The 20,788-nt window shown below is 67.7% G+C and carries 19 protein-coding genes and 2 riboswitches; of the genes, 2 read left to right on the top strand and 17 right to left on the bottom strand.

Annotated elements, in window-relative coordinates:
• Position 1: 1 nt before the first annotated feature.
• From gcvP to MSG_RS12790, 12 genes are all read right to left on the bottom strand, one after another.
• Complete coding sequence (gene gcvP / locus MSG_RS12845; RefSeq protein WP_096440113.1) at positions 2-2,839, bottom strand: aminomethyl-transferring glycine dehydrogenase; 2,838 nt, start codon at positions 2,837-2,839, stop codon at positions 2-4.
• Between the two features lie 43 nt (positions 2,840-2,882).
• A riboswitch (glycine riboswitch) is annotated at positions 2,883-2,996 on the bottom strand.
• Positions 2,997-3,094: riboswitch (glycine riboswitch) on the bottom strand.
• A 40-nt stretch (positions 3,095-3,134) separates the two neighbouring features.
• Positions 3,135-3,767 carry a MerR family transcriptional regulator gene (locus MSG_RS12840; RefSeq protein ID WP_096440111.1) on the bottom strand — a complete coding sequence of 211 codons (633 nt, stop codon included), beginning with the start codon at positions 3,765-3,767 and terminating at the stop codon, positions 3,135-3,137.
• A gap of 283 nt (positions 3,768-4,050) precedes the next feature.
• A complete protein-coding gene (locus tag MSG_RS12835) occupies positions 4,051-4,545 on the bottom strand; it encodes a bifunctional nuclease family protein (RefSeq protein ID WP_076058092.1) in 495 nt (164 codons plus the stop codon).
• Between the two features lie 112 nt (positions 4,546-4,657).
• A complete protein-coding gene (gene ftsR / locus MSG_RS12830) occupies positions 4,658-5,413 on the bottom strand; it encodes a transcriptional regulator FtsR (protein ID WP_096440109.1) in 756 nt (251 codons plus the stop codon).
• Positions 5,413-5,868, bottom strand: coding sequence for a glycogen accumulation regulator GarA (gene garA / locus MSG_RS12825; RefSeq protein WP_096440107.1), 456 nt, complete (start codon positions 5,866-5,868; stop codon positions 5,413-5,415). The genes ftsR and garA overlap by 1 nt, the downstream gene beginning before the upstream one ends.
• Before the next feature lie 292 nt (positions 5,869-6,160).
• On the bottom strand, positions 6,161-6,559 hold the full coding sequence (gcvH, locus tag MSG_RS12820) for a glycine cleavage system protein GcvH (RefSeq protein WP_096440105.1): 399 nt from the start codon (positions 6,557-6,559) through the stop codon (positions 6,161-6,163).
• Positions 6,560-6,596: 37 nt separating this feature from the next.
• Positions 6,597-7,427, bottom strand: a complete 831-nt coding sequence (locus tag MSG_RS12815) for a DUF881 domain-containing protein (RefSeq protein WP_105886891.1) — start codon at positions 7,425-7,427, stop codon at positions 6,597-6,599.
• A 22-nt stretch (positions 7,428-7,449) separates the two neighbouring features.
• The gene (locus MSG_RS12810) at positions 7,450-7,782 is read right to left on the bottom strand and encodes a small basic family protein (protein ID WP_077081077.1); all 333 of its coding nucleotides are present in this window, start codon (positions 7,780-7,782) and stop codon (positions 7,450-7,452) included.
• 37 nt (positions 7,783-7,819) lie between these two features.
• Positions 7,820-8,743 (bottom strand): DUF881 domain-containing protein, encoded by a 924-nt coding sequence (locus MSG_RS12805; RefSeq protein ID WP_096440103.1) that lies wholly within the window; start codon positions 8,741-8,743, stop codon positions 7,820-7,822.
• Positions 8,736-9,332 carry a CDP-alcohol phosphatidyltransferase family protein gene (locus MSG_RS12800; RefSeq protein WP_096440101.1) on the bottom strand — a complete coding sequence of 199 codons (597 nt, stop codon included), beginning with the start codon at positions 9,330-9,332 and terminating at the stop codon, positions 8,736-8,738. Before MSG_RS12800 ends, MSG_RS12805 begins: the two co-directional genes overlap by 8 nt.
• A gap of 82 nt (positions 9,333-9,414) precedes the next feature.
• Positions 9,415-11,739, bottom strand: coding sequence for an accessory Sec system translocase SecA2 (secA2, locus tag MSG_RS12795; protein ID WP_096440099.1), 2,325 nt, complete (start codon positions 11,737-11,739; stop codon positions 9,415-9,417).
• 90 nt (positions 11,740-11,829) lie between these two features.
• The gene (locus MSG_RS12790) at positions 11,830-13,473 is read right to left on the bottom strand and encodes an acetolactate synthase (RefSeq protein ID WP_096440097.1); all 1,644 of its coding nucleotides are present in this window, start codon (positions 13,471-13,473) and stop codon (positions 11,830-11,832) included.
• 94 nt (positions 13,474-13,567) lie between these two features.
• Between MSG_RS12790 and MSG_RS12785 the strand changes: the two genes are divergently transcribed.
• The gene (locus MSG_RS12785; RefSeq protein WP_096440095.1) at positions 13,568-15,487 is read left to right on the top strand and encodes an ABC transporter ATP-binding protein/permease; all 1,920 of its coding nucleotides are present in this window, start codon (positions 13,568-13,570) and stop codon (positions 15,485-15,487) included.
• A gap of 34 nt (positions 15,488-15,521) precedes the next feature.
• On the opposite strand, the gene MSG_RS12780 is transcribed toward MSG_RS12785, so the two are convergent.
• The 3 genes from MSG_RS12780 to MSG_RS12770 form a co-directional block, all read right to left on the bottom strand.
• On the bottom strand, positions 15,522-16,994 hold the full coding sequence (locus tag MSG_RS12780; RefSeq protein ID WP_096440093.1) for an FAD-binding protein: 1,473 nt from the start codon (positions 16,992-16,994) through the stop codon (positions 15,522-15,524).
• A complete protein-coding gene (locus MSG_RS12775; RefSeq protein ID WP_096440091.1) occupies positions 16,991-17,494 on the bottom strand; it encodes a VOC family protein in 504 nt (167 codons plus the stop codon). The genes MSG_RS12780 and MSG_RS12775 overlap by 4 nt, the downstream gene beginning before the upstream one ends.
• A gap of 137 nt (positions 17,495-17,631) precedes the next feature.
• On the bottom strand, positions 17,632-18,315 hold the full coding sequence (locus MSG_RS12770; RefSeq protein ID WP_197704999.1) for a TetR/AcrR family transcriptional regulator: 684 nt from the start codon (positions 18,313-18,315) through the stop codon (positions 17,632-17,634).
• Between the two features lie 113 nt (positions 18,316-18,428).
• Here MSG_RS12770 and MSG_RS12765 point away from each other — a divergent pair, with 113 nt between their 5' ends.
• Positions 18,429-18,875 (top strand): nitroreductase family deazaflavin-dependent oxidoreductase, encoded by a 447-nt coding sequence (locus MSG_RS12765; RefSeq protein WP_096440088.1) that lies wholly within the window; start codon positions 18,429-18,431, stop codon positions 18,873-18,875.
• Positions 18,876-18,881: 6 nt separating this feature from the next.
• Here MSG_RS12765 and MSG_RS12760 read toward each other — a convergent pair whose 3' ends face one another.
• The gene (locus tag MSG_RS12760) at positions 18,882-19,568 is read right to left on the bottom strand and encodes an Rv1815 family serine proteinase (protein ID WP_096440086.1); all 687 of its coding nucleotides are present in this window, start codon (positions 19,566-19,568) and stop codon (positions 18,882-18,884) included.
• Positions 19,569-19,672: 104 nt separating this feature from the next.
• Positions 19,673-20,605 (bottom strand): sterol desaturase family protein, encoded by a 933-nt coding sequence (locus MSG_RS12755; RefSeq protein ID WP_181159222.1) that lies wholly within the window; start codon positions 20,603-20,605, stop codon positions 19,673-19,675.
• Positions 20,606-20,788: the final 183 nt, after the last annotated feature.

The following is a 20,788-nucleotide window of genomic DNA, read 5'->3' as shown; positions in this document are numbered from 1 at the left end:
CTCACGCGAACGCCTCCACCGGCGGGCATGAGCAGACGAGGTTGCGGTCGCCGTACGCGCCGTCGATGCGCCGCACCGGCGGCCACACCTTCGGCCGGAACGCCGTCCCGAGCGGATAGGCCGCTTCCTCGCGGGTGTAGGGGTGCTCCCACTTGTCGGTCACCAGGCACTCGGCGGTGTGCGGGGCGCCCCGCAGCGGATTGTCCTCGGCGGGCCACTCCCCCGAGCCGACGCGGTCGATCTCGCGGCGGATCGCGATCATGGCTTCGCAGAAGGCGTCCACCTCCGTCAGGCTCTCGCTCTCGGTCGGCTCCACCATCAGCGTGCCGGCCACCGGAAAGCTCATGGTCGGCGCGTGAAAACCATAGTCTGCCAATCGTTTTGCCACATCATCGACGGTCACGCCGGTCGACTTCGTGATGCCGCGCAGGTCCAGGATGCATTCGTGGGCGACCATGCCGTTCTCCCCGGTGTAGAGCACCGGGAAGTACTCGTCGAGGCGTCGCGCGATGTAGTTGGCCGACGTGATCGCGGTCAAAGAGGCCGCGCGCAGCCCGTCCGGGCCCATCATCCGGATGTAAGCCCAGCTGATCGGCAAGATCGAGGCTGAGCCGTAGGGCGCCGACGACACCGGGTGGCCCTTGGGCAGCTCGGGGGCCAGCGGGTGACCCGGCAGGAACGGCGCCAGATGCGCTCGCGCCGCTACCGGGCCCACGCCCGGGCCGCCACCGCCGTGCGGGATGCAGAACGTCTTGTGCAGGTTGAGGTGGCTGACGTCACCGCCGAACTTGCCGGGCCGGGCGAGGCCGACCAGTGCGTTGAGGTTAGCGCCGTCGACGTACACCTGGCCGCCCGCGTCGTGCACCGCCGCGCAGATCTCGGCGATGTCGTGCTCGTAGACGCCGTGGGTGGACGGGTAAGTGACCATCAGCGTCGACAGCTGGTCTGCGTGTTGACTGATCTTGGCGCGCAGGTCGTCGAGATCGACGTCACCGTTGTCCAGGCAGGCCACCACGACGACCCGCATGCCCGCCAGCGCGGCCGACGCGGCGTTGGTGCCGTGCGCGCTGGACGGGATCAGGCAGATGTTGCGGTGCGGCTCACCGCGGCTGGCGTGGTAGCCATGGATCGCGAGTAGGCCGGCGTACTCGCCTTGCGAGCCGGCGTTGGGTTGCAGCGAGACCGCGTCGTACCCGGTGATTCCCACCAGCCACGCCTCCAGGTCGGCGATCAGCCGCCGCAGTCCCGGGCTGTCGGCGACCGGGGCGAACGGGTGCAGCCGGGAGAATTCCGGCCAGGTGATCGACTCCATCTCGGCGGCGGCGTTGAGCTTCATCGTGCACGAGCCGAGCGGAATCATGCTGCGGTCCAACGCGATGTCCTTGTCCGCCAGCGTGCGCAGGTAGCGCATCATTGCCGTCTCGGTCTGGTACTGCGTGAAGGCGGGATGGGTGAGGAATTCCGATGTGCGCGTGGCGATCTCGATGTCGGAGGGCTCGCCGGGTGACTCCCCGAACGCCTGCAGTACCGCGGCGACGTGCGCACCGGTGGTCGCCTCGTCGCACGCGACCGACACGTGGTCGGCGTCGACCCGCCACAGGTTGATGCCCTTGGTCTTGGCCGCGGCCAGCACCTCGTCGGCGCGCCCGGGCACCCGGGCCAGCACGGTGTCGAAGTACGTGTCGTGCACCAGCGCCGCATCGGTTGCCGAGCCCAGCCCGGCGGCGATGGCCGCGGCGTGGCCGTGCACCCGGCGCGCGATCGCGGTCAACCCGTCGGCGCCGTGGTAGCTGGCGTACATCGCGGCCATCACCGCCAGCAACACCTGGGCGGTGCAGATGTTCGACGTCGCCTTGTCGCGGCGGATGTGCTGCTCGCGGGTCTGCAGCGCCAGACGATAGGCCGGGGCGCCGTCGGCGTCCACGGACACCCCGACCAGCCGGCCCGGCAGCTGCCGGGCATGGTTGGAGTGCACCGCCAGATAGCCGGCGTGCGGCCCGCCGAATCCCATTGGCACACCGAATCTTTGGGTGGTGCCGAAGGCGACGTCGGCACCCAGCTCCCCCGGCGGCGCGATTAGCGTGCACGCCAACAAGTCGGCGCCGATCGCGACCAGCGCCCCGCGCTGGTGGGCCTGGGCCACCAATGCACTCCACTCCGTGATGCGGCCGCTGGCGCCGGGCAGCTGCGCGATGACGCCGAAGAAGTCCCCGTCGGGCAGGCCCTCGCGCAGGTCGGCGGTCACGATCTCGATGCCCAGCGGCTCGGCGCGGGTGGCCAGCACGGCCGCGGTAGCGGCGAACACGTCGGTGTCGACGGCCAGCCTATTCGCCGGGCCGCGAACCGCCCGATGCATCAACGTCATTGCCTCGGCGGCGGCGGTGCCCTCGTCGAGCATGGACGCGTTCGCGATCTCGAGCCCGGTCAGGTCGGTGACCATGGTCTGGAAATTCAGCAACGCCTCCAGCCGGCCCTGGCTGATCTCGGGCTGATATGGAGTGTAGGCGGTGTACCAGGCCGGGTTTTCCAGGATGTTGCGCAGCAACACCGGCGGTGTGAGGGTGTCGTAGTAGCCCTGGCCGATCATCGACACCGCGACGGTGTTGGTGTCGGCCAGCGCGCGCAGCTCGGCCAGCGCTTCGCTCTCGGTGGCGGCCGGCGGCAGGCCGTCCAGGCCCGATGCGGCGCCTGTCTCGGTCAGCTTGTCGAGGATGCCAGACGGGACGGCCTTGGCGGCGAGTTCGTCGAGCGAGCCGACGCCGATGACGGCGAGCATGGCCGCGACGGCCTGGTCGTCCGGGCCGATGTGGCGGTCTGCGAAGGTTGATTGGTCTCCCACGGGCGAAACTCCTGACGGCATCACGAAGGCAGAGGACGACTGGCCCTCTCCCTCTGTCTTCACCTGTTCGCCAGGCGCCTGAGAGATTCGGCGCGAGCGCCTTTCCCCATCGGCGGGCGCGGACCGTACCGGTCTGCACCGCTTTCCAGAGGCATCGTTAACTCGTGCGGTCCGGGTGCCTGAGAGGTTGATGGAGAGGTATTGCTCCTTCGGCGTCCGCGACTGGCGGCCGCGAAACTCTCCCGCTCGAGTGCGATGCGCGACCCAGTCTACTCGGCCGGTAGGCGCCGCGCGGCTAGCCGATCTTGCGGTCGCGGTGCTTGCGCCGGGACGCCAGTTCGTCCTCCGGCGCGGAGATAGATTCGCCGCCGTCGGCGCGCTCACCCGGGAAGTCGGCGATCACGCCGGTCAGCTCCCGCATCGCGCCGGACACCGCGATACCGAACACGCCCTGTCCGCCCTGCAACAGGTCGACGACCTCTTCGGCCGAGGTGCACTCGTAGACGGTGGTGCCGTCGGAGAACAGCGTGATGTTGGCCAGGTCCTCGACGCCGCGCTGGCGCAGATGGTCGACGGCCACGCGGATGTTGTGTAGCGAGATGCCGGTGTCCAGCAGCCGTTTGACGATTTTGAGAACCAGGATGTCCTTGAACGAGTACAGCCGCTGGCTGCCGGACCCCGCCGCGCTGCGGATCGACGGCACCACCAGAGACGTGCGCGCCCAGTAGTCCAGCTGGCGGTAGGTGATTCCGGCGATCTGGCACGCGCTGGGCCCGCGGTAGCCGACCAGCTCATCGGGTACCGAATCGTCGGGGAACAGACCGGGCTGCACGGGTTGGCTTGCCGCAGTGAGGTTGGCTTCACTGCTGGTTGCCGCGTCCGCATGGGCAGCAAGGTCGAGCTGTTCCTGCCGTGGCTGCTCGCTCACCCTGGTTCCTCTCGCCGATCGCGCTCGTAGTAGCTGCGTGCACTTGGCTGCCGTAACAGCCACGTTTGCTCAGGCCCGAGTGCTAGAGAGCTTACGCTGTTCGATAGCCGCCGCACCTTAAGCCGTCATCAAAGTATGGCCGCCCCGAGGGCAACTGGCCGCGAATCCGTCAGGCGTGTCGACATCACGGCTTCAGATGAGACGCATCCGTGATGTCGGCCTCTAGGGTAGTACCCGGCGGCCGCCCATTTCTCCCCTGCCCGCGGCCAGCGCGAACGGCCGATCAGGTGGCCTTGAAGTCGTCCGGCGAGACACTGTCGAGGAATTCCTTGAATTTCTCCACCTCGTCCTCCCGGACGGCGGTGTTGGGCTCCTCGTCGCTCTCGTCGGGAATCAGCAGGCCGGCTTGGGCGAGCACGGCCTCCTCGACGTAGATCGGAACGCCGACGCGCAGCGCGATCGCCACCGAGTCGGACGGGCGCGCGGACACCGTGATGTTGCGGTCGAACACGAGGTCGGCGTAGAAGGTGCCCTCTTGCAGATCGACGATCCGCACTTCCTTCAGCGAATGTCCAAGCGCGGCAATGAGATCCCTGATCAGGTCATGAGTCAGCGGACGAGGCGGCTCGACCCCTTGTTGCTCGAGTGCGATCGCTGCGGCCTCCGACTGCCCGATCCAGATCGGTAGGTAGCGGTCACCGTTTGCCTCGCGCAGCAACAGCACCGGCTGGTTCTGCGGCTGCTCGACACGAATGCCGACAACACGAACTTCACCCATCTGCGTCTGCCCTCCGCGTGCCGTGTCCGCCTCGCGCTCGGCGTGCCGACCCAGCGAAACGCAACGTTTCTCCGGGCCGTCTAATGCCAAGCCGTTGAACGAAGTCTAGTCCTCAGCGATGCAGAACGTCGCGAACGGCGGACTTGATCAGCGACGTGTGCAAAGTAATGGCCAGCGCCGCGACCTCACGCGCCAGGTCGTCGGCGCGATCCCGGGCTCCGGCCTTGTCGGCTTTGACCAACGGACCCGCGATCTGGGCGATCAAATCGGACTGCCGGTCGGCCGCCGACCGGAACGCGCGCAGGTGCCGCGGCTCCACGCCGTAGTCGGACAGGGCACGCGCGCACTGCAGGATCGTGACGGTGTGCTCGTCGAAAAAACCGCCCGGGCCGGTGGTGACCACGCCGGCCTTGAGCAGTGCCGAGAGCAGGTCGTCGTCGACTCCCGAGCGGGCCAGCAGGTCTTCCCGGCTCAACCGGACGCGGGTCGGGGCCACTGCGGCCGTGTCGGACCCGTCCCGGACGGCGTCGCCGACCTCCGCGCTGCCCCCGACCGACACCAATCGCGGTACGCCGTAAGGCGACCCCACCGCGGGCAACTCGCCGTCGGGCTGGGCGTCCAGCTGGGCCCTGATCACCTTCAGGGGTAGATAGTGGTCGCGCTGCGCGGTCAGGATGAAGCGCAGCCGAGCGCAGTCGTATGCGGTGAACCTGCGGTACCCCGACGCGGCGCGCTGCGGCGTCACCAGCCCTTCGGCCTCCAAGAAGCGGATCTTGGAAATGGTGACATCGGGGAAATCCGGCCGCAGTAGGTCCAAGACTGCCCCAATCGACATCCCGGCGAATGCCGGGCTATCGGGTGCGCTCACTAGCCTGAAGATCCCCCGTCGTCGTCGCCCTTGGGCCCGGTCAGGAAGACCAACCGGAACTTGCCGATCTGCACCTCGTCGCCGTTGGCCAGTACTGCCGAATCGACCGGTTCACGGTTGACGTAGGTGCCATTCAGGCTACCGACATCGACGACCTGGAATTCGTTGTTTTCCAACCGGAATTCGGCGTGCCGGCGGCTGACCGTGACGTCGTCGAGGAAGATGTCGCTGTCGGGGTGCCGACCGGCGGAGGTGATGGGCTGGTCGAGCAGGAAGCGGGATCCCGCGTTGGGGCCCCGCTTGACGACCAGCAGCGCCGAGCCGGACGGAAGTCCCTCGACCCCGGATACCGCGCTCTCGGAGCCGGTTTGCGCAGGCGCGTCCAGCTCGTTGAGGAAGTCGGCCCGGAAGACCGAGGTGGTCTCCACCGTGACTTCGTCAGAGTCGTTGTCCATATCCGTCACGCGCTGCTCCTCACTGGCCGCTGTGGCGATGTCTGACCGGGCCGCTCGGCCGGCTTCACGCTAAGGTTCCCGCTCGGTGTGTTGGCCCAGGCTTGCCGATTACGTGCCTTCTCCTGCTGGTGTGTTGACCGTACCGCGCAGCGGCAAGGAATGCGCCTACGGCCGCCACGATTGCCAGCCGGCTTCCCGGCTCGCCCTGCCCCCCGGCTGGTCCGCCCGCCGCGGGCCGGGTGAGGACCCACGATGTCGTCGTGCGAAGGGCTGGCAGGGACATTAGCAACCGTCATTCGGTCAATGTGCCGCGGTAGGCCTCGGCGTCCAGGAGCGCCGAAATCGCGGACTCGAGTTCGGCGACGTCCGAGACCTGGACGTCGACCAGCCAGCCGGCCTCGTAAGGATCGGAATTGACCAGCTGCGGACTGCTCTCCAGCTCGCCGTTGACCGCGGTCACCGTGCCCGAAATCGGGGCGAACAAATCCGACACCGATTTCGTCGATTCGACCTCGCCGAAGGACTCGCCGGCAGTCACCGTCGTGCCCGCGTCGGGGAGCTGCACAAAAACGACATCACCTAGTGCCGACTGCGCGAAATCGGTGATTCCGATCCGCACGGTGTCATCCCCGCTGCGGCGAACCCACTCGTGTTCGGCGGTGTAGTGCAGGTCGGGCGGGATATCGCTCACGGCAATCCTGTTCTTTTCGGCGCCTCGAGGGGCAGGTTCACTTGACGGGCTGAGCGTATTGGTGCGGTTTTGGTTGTCGCAAGGTGGTGACGTCAACCCGGTTGGCCTGCTGCACCGACATCCGTGCGCCGACCCGCTTGATGCTGTCCTGGGCGCCGCCGGGAATATTCATCGCCGCTGCCAGCGTGGGCGGATCACCAATCGCCAGAACCGAATACGGCGGCGAGAGGGTCTTGCTGTCGATGGTCAACGAGCCAGGACTACCCACTACCCATGTATCGACACCCAGCCGCACCGATTGGTGTGCGTCGTTGACCTCGATCGCCTCGGCACCGGCTGCCCGCAGCTCGTTGATCACGTCCAGCAGTGCCTCGGGAGACACTCCGGGACCGGGATCGTCGATGGTGACGGTGATGCCGGGGCCGGTGGCACCGACGGCGCCGACCAGAATCGACAGTGCGGCCAGCCTCGCCTGCGCGCTTTTGATCGCCGCCTGGTCGGAGTTGCCGGACGCCTGCAACGAATTCAAGGTGTTCTGCAGGTCGTTCACCTCGGTGTTCAGCGTGGCTTCGCGCTGCCGCAACGAGTCCAGTAGGACGAGCAGATCCGCGGGCCGGGCCGTGTCCAGCGAGTCGCCCGTCTTGGTCTGACGGACCTGAGTGACGATCGCGATGCCCAGGACCAGGCACAGCAGCACCGCCAACGCGCCGAATATCAGCCGGGAGCGCCCCCCGCGCACCATCCCCGACAGCCCCGTCCGCTGCACCGGACCGACCTCAGGCCGGGGACTGTTCGACGGCAACTCGTGGCGGCCGTGCGGCGCACTGCCACGACTTTCGCCACCGTCGTCTGGCGGGTCCTGGCTCATGTTGACCTCGATTTCATGGTCGTCATGCCCCGAACAGGCGCCGTCGCAGGGCGGCGGCGTTACCGAAGATCCGGATACCCAGCACCACGATGATCGCCGTGGACAACTGGGTGCCGACGCCCAGCTGATCGCCGACGTAGACGATCAGGGCGGCCACAAAGACGTTGAAGACGAACGAAATCACGAAGACCTTGGGATCGAAGATGCGCTCCAGATAGGCCCGCAGGCCGCCGAACACGGCATCCAGGGCGGCAACGACCGCGATTGGCAGGTAGGGCTGTATCACCTCGGGCACCGCGGGATGGAAGATCAAGCCCAGCACGATGCCGATCGCCAGCGCCGCGATGCCGATCATGCGCGGCCCACCATCTGTGACATCGGGATTGTTTTCATTACGGCCCAATCTGTTTGGCGAATTTGACGTCCCGGACGGACGCGGCGGGCAGCGACAGGGCGTCGGAGACGTTCACGGTGACACCCACGCCGTAGGAGATCTCCAGGAGCCTAAGACGCTGCAGACCGGGGCTGTTGTCGAAGACGTCGCGCATCTCGTGCGGGGGCCCCACCGCGAGGATCGTGTAGGGGCTGCTGGTGGGGTTGTTGTCGACCAGGATCGCTCCCCCGGCCTGGCGAATCGTCACGTTCGGCCCGATGCGCGCGCCTCCGGCCGAGATGCCCTCGGCGCCGCTGGCCCACAGCGAGTTGACGACGAGTTGCAGGTCGCGGTCCAGGATGATCTGCCGACTGCCGTTGACGCGTTGCTTCGACACGTCGGAAAGGTTCGGGCTGGCACCGGGATCGGTGATGGTGAGGGTCAGCCCCGGCCCGATGATCGGCCGGCTGGCCGCCGCGAGGCTCAGCTCGTCGAGCCGGCCGAGCAGCCGCTGCCCCTCGGCGTTGTCGGCCAGCGCGTGCCGCTGCACCTCGTCCACCCTGCCCGACAGCGCGCTGCGGTCCTTGGCCAGCCTGACCGCGGAGCCCTCCTCGGCCCGGACAGTTCGCACCAGCAGCTGCTGCGCGCTGTGCACCCCGGGTTCGACGGACCGGGCCTGCGCGACGGCGGCGGCAAAGACCGTGGCGACGAGCATCGCCGCCAGGGCTTGCCACATCCAGGTGAGCGCGCGTGTGCGCCCGGCCGGCGGCGTGCCGGCCCGGCCGCGCCGTTCAGCCGCCGCCGCGTAGCCGGGGTCCAGGTGCTCCGACAGCAGGGCGCGCAGCAGGGAGGGCACCGGGATGAGCGTGGGCCGCTGCGCGGCGTGAGCGCTGCGGCCGGCGTTGGGGTCGTAGCCGCCGAGCAGGCGATCGGGCTCAGTCACGGGCGCCCGCTTGCACTTTGGGCAGCCGGCGCATCACCAACGTCAGCTGCACCGCGTAGAGCACGAATGACCACAGGTACGCATACAGGCCCCAGATCAAGAAGCCCCAGCCGCAGGCGCCGATCACCCGGCTCCACACCGCATCCCAGGTACCCAGCAGCACCAACGGAAAGCCGGACATCAGGGCGAACGTCGCGGCCTTGCCGATGTAGGTCACCGGCAGCGCCGACAGCCCGCGGCTGCGCAGCAGCGGAAGGCACGCCGCCAGCAGCCCGTCGCGGACCAGCAGGGTGGCGACGAACCACCACGGCACGATTCCGCTCAGCGCCATCACGACGGGCACGGTGACCATGTAGAGCCGGTCGACGGCGGGGTCGAGCAGCACCCCCAGCCGCGACGACTGGTTCAGCGATCGCGCGATCTTGCCGTCGGCCCAGTCCGAGGCGCCACTGAACATCAGGATCGCCACGGCCCAGCCGTTGGCGTGCGCGAACATCAGCGCATAGATGAAGACCGGGATGAGCGCCAGGCGGACGGCGCTCAACAGGTTGGGCACTGTCAGCACCCGGTCGGACGGATCCGGCTCCATGAGCCGTGACATTAGCCCGCTGCCATCACGGTCCGCAGCGTGGGACGAGCCGTCCGAGCCGTCCGAGCCGGCCAGCCGCGACCTAGCGGAAGACCCCGGGCAGGCTCAGCGTGGACAGCGTGTCGTCGGACAGCGGGTTGTCGTTGACCATGTACGTCCACGTCGAGGTCGGGCGCGCCAGCTTGGACAGATCCAGCCCGGGTTCCTCTTCGATGACGTTGGCGGTCTCGAACGTCTGCTGCGCAGCCTCGATCGCATCGGCGGCCAGCGACGCGAAGGCGTCGACGGCCATCCGGTGGAACTCGTCGAGCGGGTTCTGCCGGCCGAGCGCTCGCAGGTGGATGCTTTCCCGGATGTCGGCCAGGAAGGCGAGATGGTCGGCCCAGCCGCGGTCGAGGTGATACAGCATGATCTGCCGGCAGATGGTCTCCAGGCGTTCCTCTGGGACGTCCTTGGACAGTTCCTCGTAGCGCTTCGGAGCCAGCTCGGCCAGCTCCTCGCGCGCGGTCGCGGTGCGCAGCAACGTGTTTCGGCGATCGACGATGATGGCCCGCTGCTGGGCGATCAGCTGGTTGTAGCGCCAGGTGTTCGCATGCACGTCAAGCAGGCGGCCCTCGGCGACCCGTTGCGCGTGGTCGAGCAAGCCGGTGGTCTTCGGGCTGATGATGCGGCCGTCTTCGTCGGTCTGCTCGGGCAGCTTGTTGCGGTCGAGGTTGGCCACCACGACGTCGTCTTCCCAACTCGAGAAGAAGACCGACGACCCGGGGTCGCCCTGACGCCCGGCCCGGCCCCGCAACTGGTTGTCCAGCCGCTCGGTGTGATGACGTCCGGTGCCGACGACGTGCAGCCCGCCCAACTCGGCGACCCGGTCGTGGTCGGCCTCGTCGGATCCGCCCAACCGGATGTCGGTGCCGCGCCCGGCCATCTGGGTGGACACCGTGACCACGCCGTACTTGCCGGCCTCGGCGATCACCTCGGCCTCTTCGGCGTCGTTCTTGGCGTTCAGCACCACGGCGGACACGCCGCGGCGCACCAGCCGCTCGTGCAACTCCTCGGACTCGGCGACGTCGCGGGTGCCGACCAGCACCGGTTGCCCGGTGCCGTGCACCTCGGCAATGTGCTCGACGATCGCGTCGTTCTTCGCCGCGGCAGTGATGTACACCCGATCGGACTCGTCCTGGCGAATGTTGGGAGTGTTCGGCGGAATTGGCGAGACGCCGAGCTTGTAGAACTGGCGCAGCTGCTCGCCGGCCGCCAGCGCGGTACCCGTCATTCCGCACACCGTGGTGTAGCGATTGATCAGCGCCTGCACCGTGATGGTGTCGAGCACCTCACCGGTCTCGGTGGTCTCGATGCCTTCCTTCGCCTCGACGGCGGCCTGCAGACCGTCGGGCCAGCGCTGCAGCTGCGCGATGCGGCCGCGCGAGGCGTTGATCAGGTGCACCGCATCGTCGCGGACGATGTAGTGCACGTCGCGATGCAGCAGCACGTGGGCGTGCAACGCCACGTTGACCTCGGTCAGCGTCGTGGCGACGTGTTCCTCGGAGTACAGGTCGATGCCGCCGAGCGCCTTCTCGACCTTGCGCGCGCCGGTCTCGGTGAGGTGCACGTTGCGGCTGTCGGCGTCGGTGTCGTAATCGGTGCCGGCGACCAGCTCGCCGACCAGCTTGATGATCTCGAGCCGCGGCGTCTCGCGGTGCGTCGTTCCGGCCAGCACCAGCGGCACCAGCGCCTCGTCGACGAGCACGGAGTCGGCCTCATCGATAAGTGCCACATCAGGATTCGGCGATACCAGGTCGTCGACGTCGGTGACCAGCTGATCGCGCAGGACGTCGAAGCCGATCTCGTTGACCGAGGCGTAGGTGACGTCGCAGCCGTAGGCGGCCTTGCGCTCGTCGCGGCTGGACTCGGCGGTGACCCACCCGACCGTCAGACCTATCGCCTCGAGCAGCGGGCCCATCCATTCCGCGTCCCGGCGGGCCAGGTAGTCGTTGATCGTCACGACATGGACATGGCGACCCGCGATGGCGTACCCGGCCGCCGCGATCGCCCCGGCCAGGGTCTTGCCCTCGCCGGTGGCCATCTCGATGACGTCGCCGGCCAGCATCCGCAACGCCCCGAGCAGCTGAACATCGAAGGGCCGCAATCCCGTTGCCCGCTCGGCGGCTTCCCGCGCGATCGCCAGAAACTGCGAGATGTCGTCGGACTCCGCGAGGTCGTCGAGGTTGAGCAGCCCGGTCGCTTTGCGCAGCTGCTCGTCCGACAGGCCGGCGGCTTCCTCGTCGTATTCGGACGAGTCGGTGACTTGGGAAAGCGAGCGGGAGCGGTTCTTTTCCGTACTGGCCCCGAGCAGTCGCCAAAATCTGCTGCTCAGGCGGCCCGGTTGAGCGCGGGTGGTCTTCGGCACAGGTCAACGGTACGCGGTTAGCAGCGAGGGCCCCTCAAGCCGGTTGGTGACGATGCGCGCCGCGTAGCGGCGTGAGGAGGAAGCGACCCATCAAGCGAGGTTGGACCGGCGGGGATAGGCGACGTCCGGATCGGTGAGCACGTTGACGACCGACGGCAGGCCGCTGGCGAAGGCGCGCTCCAGCGCGGGCCGCAGTTGCGCGGGCGCCGACACCAGCTCGCCATGGGCCCCCAGCGCGCGGGCCACCTCGTCGTAGCGGGTCCCCGGACGTAACTCTGCGACCACCGAGTAGCCGTAAATCGCTTCCATCGGATGCTTTTCCAGGCCCCAGATTCCGTTGTTGCCGACCACCGAGACGACCGGGACGTTGTGCCGCACCAGGGTGTCCCATTCCATGCCGCTGAAGCCGAATGCCCCGTCGCCCTGCAGAAGTACGACCTGACGTTCGGGTCGGGCCAGCTTCGCGGCCAGGGCATAGCCGGGGCCGGAGCCGAGGCAGCCGAACGGGCCGCTGTCCAACCAGCAACCCGGCTGGTAGCTGTCGATCACCCGGCCGGCGTAGGAGCCGAAGTCACCGGCGTCGATCACCACGATGGCGTCGCGATCCAGCAGCGGTGCCAGCTCGGCGTAGACCCGCATGGGGTGCAGCGGGTTTCGGTCATCCGCTCGCTCGGCGTTCTCGAGCTCGCGCGCCGCGGTCTCGGCGCCGCGCAAGCTGTCGATCCAGCCTTGGTGATCGGTGCCGGGCGGCCCGGTCAGCGCCGACAGGGTCGCCGTCAGGTCGCCGTACAGGCCGGCCGCGATCGCCCGCGGGTATGCGCGCTCGGGTTCGACACGATCCACGACGACGAGCTGGGTCTGCTCGCCGAAGACCCTTCCAAAGCCCAGCCGGAAGTCCATCGGTACGCCGACGATGAGCGCCACATCCGCTTCGGCCAACGCCTTGGCCCGCGCCCGCGAGAACGCCAACGGGTGGTCCGCGGGCACCACGCCGCGGGCCATCCCGTTCATCAGAACGGGGAGCTGCCGCTCCTCGGCAAGGCGCAGCAGGGCGACTTCGCCGCGGCCCCACCACACGTTGGTGCCCGCCATGATCACCGGCCGCTGCGCCGCAGCCAGCAAGCCGAGGGCCTTGCCCAGGAGGTCGGGCTCGGCGGCGCCGTCCGACGGCGGGTCGTTGAGAGCGCCGGGAAGGCTGTCGTCGTCCGACATCGAAAACGCGTGATCCATCGGGATATCGACGAATCCCACGCCGGAGGGGGCACCGACGGCCGCCCGCAGTGCGTCGTCCAGCAGCCGGCCCGCGTCCTGCGCCGACTGCGCCGTCGCCGCGAAGCGCGCCAACGGCGCGACGAACGGGATATGGTCGATCTCCTGCAGCGAGCCCATCCCCCAACGACCCGCCGGCGCGCGGCCTCCCAGCACCACCAGCGGCGACTGGTTTTGCTGCGCGGCTGCCATCGCGCTGATGCCGTTGGTGACGCCCGGGCCCGCCGTCAGGGCGGCCACACCGGGCACCCTCGTCACCTTCGACCAGCCCTCCGCCGCGAAGGCCGCCGTCTGCTCGTGGCGGGTGTCGACCAGGCGAATGCCTTCCTCGCGGCAGCCGTCGTACACGGAGAACAGGTGGCCGCCCGACAGCGTGAAGATGGTGTCGACGCCGCTTGCCCGCAGGCGACGCGCGATCAGCCGGCCCGCATGAACGGTCTGATGAGACGGGGCGTCGATGCTCATCCCCGCAGCCTATCCGCCGTCCTCGGGTAGGTTCGCTGGGAACTATCCATCGTGAGGCTCCCGCGGATGCCTCGCTAACAAGGAGACGTTGACCTTGGGCTCGAAGCCGTTCACGCCGTCCATCGATTGGTCGGCGGCACTCGTGGACTCGTTGCGCTGGCTTGCGATCGCGTGGGTGATCGGCGCCATCTGCCTCGTGATCGTGCTCGTCGCGCTGCGATACTTCACGTCCTGGGGGCGACAGTACTGGCGGATCACCGGCGCGTACTTCTTCGGCCGGTCGAGCATCAAGGTATGGCTGATGCTCGCGGTGTTGCTGCTGTCGGTGCTGATGCAGGTGCGCATGGCCGTGTTGTTCAGCTATCAGGGCAACGACCTGTACACGGCGGTGCAGAAGGCCTTCCAGGGCACCACGGCGGGTGACGACGAGGTCAGAAACTCAGGGATACATGGCTTTTGGATGTCGATCCTCATCTTCGTCATCCTGGCCACCCTCGCCCTCACGCGGTACATGGCCGACATCTATCTGGCGCAGCGCTTCATCATCGCTTGGCGCATATGGCTGACCGCACACCTGACCGACGACTGGCTGGCCGGCCGCGCGTATTACCGGGACCTGTTCATCGACAACACCATTGACAACCCCGACCAGCGCATCCAGCAGGACATCGACATCTTCACGGCCAATGCCGGTGGTACGCCGAACATTCCGTCCAACGGCACCGGCAGCACGCTGCTGTTCGGGGCCGTCAACGCGGTCGCCTCGGTGATCTCCTTTGCCGCCATCCTGTGGAACCTGTCCGGAAACCTGACCATCTTCGGCGTCGACTTCCCCCGCGTGATGTTCTGGTCTGTCGTGTTTTTCGTGCTGATCGCGACGGTGGTCGCGGTATGGCTGGGGCGCCCGCTGATCTGGCTGAGCTTCAACAACGAGAAGCTCAACGCCGCGTTCCGGTACGGCCTGGTGCGACTGCGCGATGCCGCCGAGGCCGTGGGTTTCTACCGGGGTGAGCGCGTGGAGCGGGCGCAGCTGTGGCGCCGCTTCACGCCCATCATCGACAACTACCGCAAGTTTGTCCGCAGGAGCATCATCTTCAACGGCTGGAACTGGTCGGTGTCGCAGGCCATCGTCCCGCTGCCGTGGGTCATTCAGGCGCCGCGGCTGTTCGCCGGCAAGATCGACTTCGGCGACGTGGGCCAGACCTCGACGGCGTTCGGCCAGATCAGCGACTCATTGTCGTTCTTCCGCAACAACTACGACGCCTTCGCCGCCTACCGCGCGGCGATCATCCGGTTGCACGGCTTGGTCGACGCCAACGCCCAGGGGCGCGCGTTGCCCACCGTGTTGGTCAAACCGAGCCAGGAAAAGACCGTCGAGCTGGCCGGCATCGAGGTGCGCACGCCGGCAGGCGACGCGCTGATCGACTCGCTCGACGTGGAGCTCGAGGACGGCGACCGGCTGGTGATCACCGGGCGGTCCGGCGCCGGCAAGACGACGCTGCTGCGCAGCCTGGCCGAATTGTGGCCGTACGCCTCGGGAACCTTGTGCCGCCCCGAGGGCGAGAACGCGACCATGTTCCTGTCGCAGTTGCCTTATGTGCCGCTGGGCAGTCTGCGTGGCGTGGTGTGCTACCCGAATTCGCCGGACAGCATCGCCGACGATGTCCTGCGCGACACCTTGACCAAGGTCGCCCTCGCCCCGCTCATCGAACGGCTCGACGAAGAACGCGACTGGGCCAAGGTGCTCTCCCCCGGTGAGCAGCAACGCGTAGCGTTCGCCCGCGTCTTGCTCACCAAGCCCAGGGCGGTGTTCCTCGACGAGGCCACGTCGGCGCTCGACGAGGGCCTGGAATTCGCGCTCTACCAACTGTTGCGGACTGAACTGCCCGACTGCGTCATCGTCAGCGTGAGCCATCGGCGTGCCGTCGAGCAGCATCACGAGCATCATCTCGAGCTGCTCGGTGACGGCCAGTGGCGCCTGGGCCCGGTGGAAAGGCAGCCGGCCCAGGTCTAGCGGTTCTGCGCCGCGTGCGCTCCGGCGCGGTGACTTAGCGCGCCTGCGCGCCCCCGGCCGAGCGGGCCGCGTGCGCTCCGGCGCGGCGGCCGAAGAACGAGCCCTCCCCGAGCTGGGTGCCACTGGCGTAGCCCTTGCCGTCCTGGGCGAGGTTGGCCGCGCACGCGCCGGCCGCGTACAGCCCCGGCACGACGGTGCCATCTTCGCGCAGTACCTGGCCGTCCAGCGAGGTGGCGAGCCCGCCGATCGTGAAGCCGGCGTACATGGCTTTGCCGAGCGACATGTCGAAGGCGCCCCATGGGCCGTTGTCTTGGGCGGCAAGGAATTCCGGTTGCTTGTGAAATTCGGGATCCTCGCCGCGGGCCGCGTGCGTGTTGTAGCGGTCCAGTGTTGCGGCCAGGTTGCCCTGCGGGATGCCCAGTGCCGCTTCCATCTCGGCGACTGTCTCCCAGCCGTCGATCAGCGGTACCAGCGGCATCGTGGGGTGCTCGAGGTGCGCCTCGTCGACGATCAGGTAAGCGGCGCTGTCGGGCTGGTCCATGATGAACCCCGAGGTGCGGGAGTGATACGAGTCTTCGGCAACGAAGCGCTGCCCGAGCTTGTTCACGATGATGCCGGTTAGCAGGATCGACGGCGGATACGGCGGCGCCGTGATAAAGATCTGATCCATGTGTCGGGTGGCACCGCCGGCCGACACGCCCATCCGGATCCCCAGGCCGTCGTCGTAGGTATTGCCCAGCACGAACGGCTTCTCGGCGAGCTTCGGCGTGTACTTGGCTACCATCTCGGGGTTCATCACGAACCCGCCGGCGGCAATGATGACCGACTTTGCCTTGATCGCACCGGTTTCGGCGAATTGCTTCCAGGTCACGCCCGTCACGGCGCCCGACTCGTCGACGACAAGCTCGGTGGCGCCGGTCTCGTACCGGATCTGCACGCCGAGGTTGGCGGCCCGCTTGAGCAGCAGGTCGATCACCATGCCGGCGCCGCCGGTATCGCCGGGCACGGGAACCTTGTGGCCGCGCGGAGCCGGTACGGCCTTCTCCAGGAACGGCCACACCTTCTCGTTGCCGGTGAACATCAGGCCCTCGGTGTTGGGCTGAATCACCGCCTTGCCCGGGAAGTAGCTGCGCTCGAACTGAAAACCCAAGTCTTCCAACCAGTCGAAATGCTCGACGCTGCCGTCGCAGTAGGCGCGGATCTTGTCGAGTTCGGGTTCCCGCGACACCGCGACAAGGTACTTGTACATCTCCTCGGCGGAGTCGTCATGCCCGGTGGCCTGCTGGACCGCGGTGCCGCCGCCCAGGTAGAAGTGCCCGCCGGCCATGGAGGTGGTGCCGCCCGCGGCCGCGGCGCGCTCAAGGACCAGCACCCGCGCGCCGGCGGCCGCCGCGCTCACCGCCGCGCACCCGCCGCCGATGCCGAAACCGATCACTAGGACGTCGACGTCGTCCGACCAGGACGTCACCGTGTCCGCCTGGACCGTTGCTGGAATCTCGGTGCTCATTTAACCGACTCCTGTTTGATGTAGTCGTAAAACGCCCTCATCTCGGGCGAGACATAGGCGATCTCCAGGAACGGCACGCCCGCCTGTGGCGCTGCGAGATAAGCGAATTGGATCCCGCCGGGCATCACGCCCTGCTGCACCACCTCGGCGCCGTGGTCGGCGGCGTCGGTCAGCGCCGCGGCGAATTGTTCGGGGCTGTCGGCCTCCACGCAGATGTGGTGCAGGCCTGGGCCGGCCGTGTCGAGAAAGTCACTATAGATGTTCTGCCCGCTAACCGGTTCGATGAGCTCCAGCTGCGTGTCCCCGAGGTAGCTCAGCGAGATGTTAGCGACGAAATCGGCTGGCCTGCTGTGGTAGCTGCAGCTGTCCGGAGCAAAGTGCACCTCGGGTATCCGCACCCATTTGCGCACCCCTAACAGGCCGGTGAGAGCCGTTTCGGTGGCGTCCAGATCGGAGGTAACCCAGGCGATCTGCGTCGGTGATTGAACGGAGAGGGTCATCGCTTGGCAGGATAGCCCAGTCTGTCGGCGGGCAGAAAGGGCCCGAAACTCTTTGCCGTGGTCGGCCACCCGACGCCGTCGACGCCCGGTGAACACGTTCTAATTCGGGCGCCGGGCGACCGCGCCGGGCCCCGTTGTCAATGCTGGGCCATGATGTCCACCAGCAGCCGAAGCTGAGTGTCGAAGAGCGCCTCGGGATCGGTGAGGGTGTCGGCGCCATACTGCCCGAACACCTCGAGGCTGATCGCCCCCATGACCCCGGCCCAGAACAGGAAGCACTTGGCCATGACCGAATCGTCGCCGGGGAAGCCGAATTCGTGGCGGATGCGTTCGAAGTCCGACGACATTGGTTGTGCTACAACGGTATTGGTAAGTCTGATGTCGCCGGTGGTGATTCCGGCGGCGATCGCGTCGAGCATCGCGCCGAGCACGCGGGTGCCGACCCTGACCGTGCGCTCGGCGGGCGCGTGATACCCGGGCACCGGGCTTCCGTACAGCAGGGCCCACTCGGCGGGATGTGCCACCGCCCACCGTCGCGTCGCGCGCGCGATGGCGACGACGTCGTCGCTCCACAGGTCGTTGACGGTCTCGCGGGCGCAGTCCACCGTGTCAGCCAGGTCGGAATACACGTCGACGAGCAGCAGGGTCAACAGCTCGTCGCGGCTGGCCACGTACCGGTACACGGCCGAGGACACCATGCCCAGGTCGCGGGCTATCGCCCGCAGCGACAAGCCCGCGGCGCCGCGATCGACCAGGTGGCGGCGACCGAGCTCGACAATCCTGGCCTCGATCTGCTCGCGCGATTCCTGGCGTTTGCCCACGTCGTCAGTCTGACACAACCGAGATCACTGCTCTTGTATTTCGGTGCAGGGTGTGGCAGCCTGACCCGATAAGAGAGCACCGCTCTCAAAGGCCCCGGCCGAAAGGATGCCTGATGTCCACCCGTTACGAGGAGCCGAACCGCGTCGCCCGGGCCGGCAACGTGGCCATGCGCTGGCTGACCGATCTGGGCGTCAGCATCGCCGGAACCCAGGTGCTGCGTGTCCGTGGCCGGAAAACCGGTAAGGCCCGCGCGGTGGTGATCAACCTGCTCACCGTCGACGGCGTGGACTACGTCGTCTCGCCGCGCGGCAACACCCAGTGGGCGCGCAACGTCCGGGCCGCGGGCAGCGTCGAGATCGGCCCCCGGTGGCGCCGGCGGCAGGTGACGGTCACCGAGGTCAGCGATGCCGCGAAACCCGAGCTGCTGCGGCGCTATCTGGCGCGGTGGTACTGGCAGGTCAAGGACTTCGTGCTGGGGCTGACGCCCGAGTCGACCCAGGAGCAGCTGCTCGCGGCCGCGCCGTCGATCCCGGTCTTTGCCCTGGCTCAGCCGCGCTGACCGACGTCAGCGGTGCGCCGGCGGGCGCCATCCGGCCGCCGCGCCGAGGTCCTGGCGGACCTGCTGGGAGGTGGTCTGCCACGACACCGCCGCCGGGAGATCGCCCCACACGCTGTTGAAGATGCCGACGATCTGCCCGCCCGCCGTGGTGTACACGGGCCCGCCGGAATCGCCCGGGTGGCTCTGCACGCCGTGGGACATGGTGAACCAGCCGTTGTTGACGCTTTCCACGGTGCCGCAGGTCTCACCGGTGATGACGCCGAAATGGCAGACCCCTTCGCCGGGGTGCGGCACCGCGCCGCTGGACACCAGCGGACGTCCGCTCGGAAGGATGTTGTTCGCCGGGACGTTGCCGTCGAGCACGATCGCCTCGTAGTCAGTGACCACCTGGTCAGTGGTTACCGTCGTCCCGCTGGGCGTGTCGTCCCGCCAGGTCGCCAGGTGGCCGATGACGTTGCGGTTGTTGTCGGTGACGACGGTGTTCGCGCCGCTGCGGCAGTGTCCGGCGGTGTAGGCGATTTTCTGGGCCGCGTCGACGTAGCCCAGTGTGCACATACGGTTTTCCTGCAGAATCTCCATGCCCGGGTACACCAGGACGGGGTCTGCGTGGGCCTTGGCGGCCGGCAGACCCGGGAGGAAAGCCAGGACGACAACCGATGCGGCGACTGCGCGCAGTGCCAGGCGTTGCAGCATGGACGGACTCCGTTCCGTCGAGGTCAGCGCAGCCGCCGACCACAAAACGAGATTACGTCGTTACGGTTTCGACATCGAGCTATTCGCGCTGACCGCCCCGAACGTTACGGCGAGATCGCCAGCCCGGACGCGGCGCCGAGTTGACCGGCCGCGCGGGGCGCCCAGCCCGGCGGGCCGAAGACGTGGCCGAGCCGGTCGCGAAACCGGCTCGCCGACCGCCAGTCGTGGGCGATTGCGACGTACTCGCGTATCTGCAGGTTCCAGATGTTGAAGGTGTCGACCTGCTTGGTGAGACCGTAGTGCGGCCGGAACTCCTCGGTCTGGAAGCTGCCGAACAGCCGGTCCCAGAGGATGAAGATCCCGCCGTAGTTCTTGTCGAGGTACAGCTGGTCCATCCCGTGATGCACGCGGTGGTGCGAGGGCGTGTTGAGCACGAATTCGAACGGGCGCGGCAACTTGTCGATCCGCTCGGTGTGCACCCAGAACTGATAGATCAGGTTCAGCGACCAACTGAAGAAGACCATCCAGGGCGGAAGCCCCAACAGTGGCAACGGAATCCATACCAACACCTCGCCGCTGTTGTTCCACTTCTGGCGCAACGCGGTGGCGAAGTTGAAGTACTGGCTGGAATGGTGGGCCTGGTGGGTGGCCCAGATCAGGCGCACCCGATGCGCGGCGCGGTGGTAGAGGTAGTACAGCAGGTCGACACCCAGGATCGCGATGACCCAGGTGTACCAGCGGGTCGGCGACAGGTGCCACGGCGCAACATACGTGTACAGCGCGGCATAGCCGAGCAGCGCCTCGGTCTTCCAAGCCGCCGTGGTGGCGATCGAGACCAGGCCCATCGAGATGCTGGTCAGCGCGTCCCGGGTCAGATATGCGCCGGAGGCGGGCCGGTCGGCGGCCTCGAGGCGGTCCAGCTTGCGCGCCGCCGTCCACTCGAGGGTCAGCAGCAACAGGAAGAACGGGATCGCGAACAGCACCGGGTCCCGCAGCTGCGCGGGCAACCCGAACCAGAACCCGGTGACGGCACTCACCCGGATAGATTACGACGGGCGGCCGCGGGCGCCGTCCGCACCGATCGATGAGGTGTCGAGCGCGTGACCGCTGTGCTGCTAATCGGCTCCGGAATCGCCGGGTGTGAGCCGCGCCGGATGCGGTCCCGGCGGGTGCGGTCGACGTCACCGTGCTGAGTGCTCAACCGTTCCACGACATCCGGG

This window comes from Mycobacterium shigaense (assembly GCF_002356315.1).
GTDB classification, from domain to species: Bacteria; Actinomycetota; Actinomycetes; order Mycobacteriales; family Mycobacteriaceae; genus Mycobacterium; species Mycobacterium shigaense.
The sequence above is the reverse complement of the archived record's forward strand: the minus strand, read 5'-3'. Positions and strand labels throughout refer to the sequence as shown.

What these genes read in the sequence shown, in the direction of transcription:
- garA (WP_096440107.1), bottom strand. Translation starts at nt 5,868, where the DNA reads ATGGACAACGACTCTGACGAAGTCACGGTGGAGACCACCTCGGTCTTC.
- MSG_RS12810 (WP_077081077.1), bottom strand. Translation starts at nt 7,782, where the DNA reads ATGATCGGCATCGCGGCGCTGGCGATCGGCATCGTGCTGGGCTTGATC.
- MSG_RS12815 (WP_105886891.1), bottom strand. Translation starts at nt 7,427, where the DNA reads ATGAGCCAGGACCCGCCAGACGACGGTGGCGAAAGTCGTGGCAGTGCG.
- MSG_RS12800 (WP_096440101.1), bottom strand. Translation starts at nt 9,332, where the DNA reads ATGGAGCCGGATCCGTCCGACCGGGTGCTGACAGTGCCCAACCTGTTG.
- MSG_RS12760 (WP_096440086.1), bottom strand. Translation starts at nt 19,568, where the DNA reads ATGCTGCAACGCCTGGCACTGCGCGCAGTCGCCGCATCGGTTGTCGTC.
- MSG_RS12780 (WP_096440093.1), bottom strand. Translation starts at nt 16,994, where the DNA reads ATGAGCACCGAGATTCCAGCAACGGTCCAGGCGGACACGGTGACGTCC.
- MSG_RS12835 (WP_076058092.1), bottom strand. Translation starts at nt 4,545, where the DNA reads ATGGGTGAAGTTCGTGTTGTCGGCATTCGTGTCGAGCAGCCGCAGAAC.
- MSG_RS12765 (WP_096440088.1), top strand. Translation starts at nt 18,429, where the DNA reads ATGTCCACCCGTTACGAGGAGCCGAACCGCGTCGCCCGGGCCGGCAAC.
- MSG_RS12790 (WP_096440097.1), bottom strand. Translation starts at nt 13,473, where the DNA reads ATGAGCATCGACGCCCCGTCTCATCAGACCGTTCATGCGGGCCGGCTG.
- MSG_RS12775 (WP_096440091.1), bottom strand. Translation starts at nt 17,494, where the DNA reads ATGACCCTCTCCGTTCAATCACCGACGCAGATCGCCTGGGTTACCTCC.